Source organism: Achromobacter sp. FW305-C-28 (assembly GCF_058783235.1).
Genome location: NZ_JBYSYL010000028.1, coordinates 1 through 2,772, shown reverse-complemented (window position 1 = coordinate 2,772; position 2,772 = coordinate 1). Strand labels below are relative to the sequence as shown.

Below are 2,772 nucleotides of genomic sequence, written 5' to 3'. Positions count from 1 at the left end.
AGGTCCGGGCGGGGTTTGAGGTGGCCAAGACCTTGGCGCAGGAGACGGGGACGTTTCTGGCGAATCGGGCGGCGGAGCGACAGGCGCTTGAACAAGAACTGACCAACGAGCTTAAGAAGGGTGGGGCTACCGATAACGCTCGAGCATTCGAACTGATGTCGCAGCTTGAAGATGCGCGACTATGGGCACCGAATGGCGCTTATCGGCAGATCATGACGGCGCTGGTTGCGGCGGCCGGCGGCAATGTCACAGGCTCGGGAGCCGAGTTTGTTCAGGCGGCTGCAGTCAACTATCTGCAGGGATTGGGGGCTGCGGGCGTTAAGAAGATTATCGCGTCGCTAGGAGATGGGCCTGGTACTGAGCCGGCCCGTGCTGCGCTGCACGCGATCGTTGGATGCGCCGGTGCTGCTGGTCAAGGCGCCAGTTGTGGAGCAGGGGCGCTTGGTGCAGGGGCCGGCAGCATTGTCAATGCACTGATGGGGCCGTCCAACGGAGCAACCCCTAGTGAAGTTGAGGCGCGCCGCAATCTCGTGTCGAGCCTTATGGCTGGTATTGCGGCGAGTGCAGGGCTGGACCCTGCCGCGGCGAGCAACGCAGCGATATTCGAAACGGAGAACAACTGGGCCCCAGTCGTCATATTGGGCGTGGAGGCAGCTTCAATTAAATGTGCCACGACCCCAACTTGTCAGCGCGTGGTTGCGCAAGTGTCAGGTGAAGTTGCCGTCCTCGGCGTAAAGATGAAGGATGGGGCTGTCTATGTATTGAGCGCGGCCTTAACCGGAATTGGGGCGGCGCTTGGCGACTCCCTGTTCAGCGAACTTGATGGTGTTCTCGGGCGCGAGACATCTCCGCCGCCGTTGCCGGTCGATGATGGCAAGGAGCATGGGGGCTCTGTGCCTTCGACGCCGGGTACGCCAGGGGGAGGCGTCGATCTAAGCATTCCGACTGTTCCTGGCGATCTGATTCCGCCCGGCGGGACGCCGCCGTCGAAACCGGATGACGGTACGCATACTGGGGGGACCGTTACCGAAATGCCGAAGCCCCAGGGCTGGGTATTGATATTCAACAAAAAAAGTGACGAACCTTCCGTCACTCGAGGGGCGGAGGTGACTGCAAGTCTCATTGAAGATATCTTGCGGGAGGATCAAGTGCAGACGCTTCAATCCGGCGTGTCCCTGCCAGTGATTCAGCGGTATGTGGATAAGTTATTGGCTGGAGAAAGGGCTCCAGCGATTAAAATGGATGGAAACGTCATAGTTGAGGGAAATCATCGATATATTGCAGCGAAAATTTTGGGTATGAGCGTTGATGTTGAGCCCGGCGTGATGGCTTCAAGTCAAAGAAATAAGGTATCAACGGTCTCGGGGATCGGCGTGGATCCAGTTGATTGGAGGAACGAATGATTATTTTGAATTTCGGAACGGGTGATGTCCTTGAAATCGATCGCGAAAATCTCATTGGCATAGATATGCGAAATGCTTCGCTGCATCGAGCTATCTTTGAGGGTGAAAATTTAACTGAAGCGGATTTTCGAGGGGCCGATTTGAGAAGTGCTATCTTTTATTCGACGAAAATGAATAGAGCAAAGTTGGACGCGGCAGCACTAATGAATGTGGATTTCCGTCGAGCGGATTTGGCTTGCTCTAGTTTTTCCCGAGCAATGGCGGCTTATGCCGACTTTTCTGACTCAAATTTGAGAGGGGCGTGTTTTTCGGGTGCGGATGTTTATTGTGCGGATTTTAGAAATTCCAATCTTTCTGATGCTAAATTTCTAGTTGAGCGAATGGATGGTATCAAGTTGGATGGGGCTATTTATAATCAGAAAACTGTTTGGCCGCATGAGTTTGATCCTGCCTCGAAAGGGGGGCAATATATAAAAATTATTAAAAAATAGGGAGGTGGTAATTCTTATGTGCGAGAGATGCCCAATTAAAAAACAAATAAGGAGTCAGACGCTGGAAATAAGGTGTCAGACTACGTTTTCGGCCTGAAGAGGTCGCTTTGAAAACGTAGTCTGACACCTTATTATCGTTGTAGCCAGAGTTTGGGGTAAACCAAACGCTCAGCGGATAGATACGATAATCTTCCAGAAAAGCGATGGAAGTATAGTGAGATTTGATAGAAACTAATATGGAGGTTGATGATGCCAAAATTCGGATGTGTGTGTGGCTATGTTATTAGTTTGTCCCAGGATGATGGTGGGTGCGAATGGAATTTGGTTTCAGAGAAAAAAATATACGAGGTTGGAGATGTTTTGGCAAGAAAATGGCTGTCAGAGGAAGAGTTTTATACTCTGATAAACGATGGTTCAATTGTTGTTTATATATGTCCCGTATGTAAACGGCTGCATATTGATGAGGGAGGAGGGGTGTTTAATTCGTACGTACGAGAGATACCAAATTAAAAATAAAGCGAAATAAGGTGTCAGACTCTGAGGTTTCCCCACGAATTCATCACAATCCTCCGTTGGGTTCAACGGGCTTTTGCGTTCTTTGCAAAAGGCCAAGCACCGACTCCTCAGTCAAAGTCAGCACGCGCTCGGCATAGATCATGGAAGATTAGGTGTCAGACTACGTTTTAGGCCTGAAGAGGTCGCTTTGAAAACGTAGTCTGACACCTTATTTTTCATCAGGCTGACTATAAGTCGACCATGGTGGGTCTGAGCCTGGGTATGTCTGGCGCGCTCGATAAACCCAACTGACCCTAACCCAGTTTTTAGTACCGATCTAAATTAGAGAAATCCGGCATGATTTCACCATATGGAATAGGAGC

The 2,772-nt window shown here is 50.7% G+C and carries 2 protein-coding genes and 1 pseudogene; all 3 read left to right on the top strand.

The features are described 5' to 3' along the window. Window positions 1–1,403, top strand: a pseudogene (locus AC3WMR_RS30645) (hypothetical protein); the annotation flags it as partial. Next, on the top strand, window positions 1,400–1,894 hold the full coding sequence (locus AC3WMR_RS30640) for a pentapeptide repeat-containing protein (RefSeq protein WP_492266977.1): 495 nt from the start codon (window positions 1,400–1,402) through the stop codon (window positions 1,892–1,894). The pseudogene AC3WMR_RS30645 and the gene AC3WMR_RS30640, both read left to right, overlap by 4 nt. Before the next feature lie 246 nt (window positions 1,895–2,140). Further along, window positions 2,141–2,404, top strand: a complete 264-nt coding sequence (locus AC3WMR_RS30635) for a DUF8617 domain-containing protein (protein ID WP_492266976.1) — start codon at window positions 2,141–2,143, stop codon at window positions 2,402–2,404. Window positions 2,405–2,772: the final 368 nt, after the last annotated feature.

Excerpts from the sequence above, each read along its gene's own strand:
- AC3WMR_RS30640 (WP_492266977.1), top strand. The coding sequence starts at position 1,400 with ATGATTATTTTGAATTTCGGAACGGGTGATGTCCTTGAAATCGATCGC.
- AC3WMR_RS30635 (WP_492266976.1), top strand. The coding sequence starts at position 2,141 with ATGATGCCAAAATTCGGATGTGTGTGTGGCTATGTTATTAGTTTGTCC.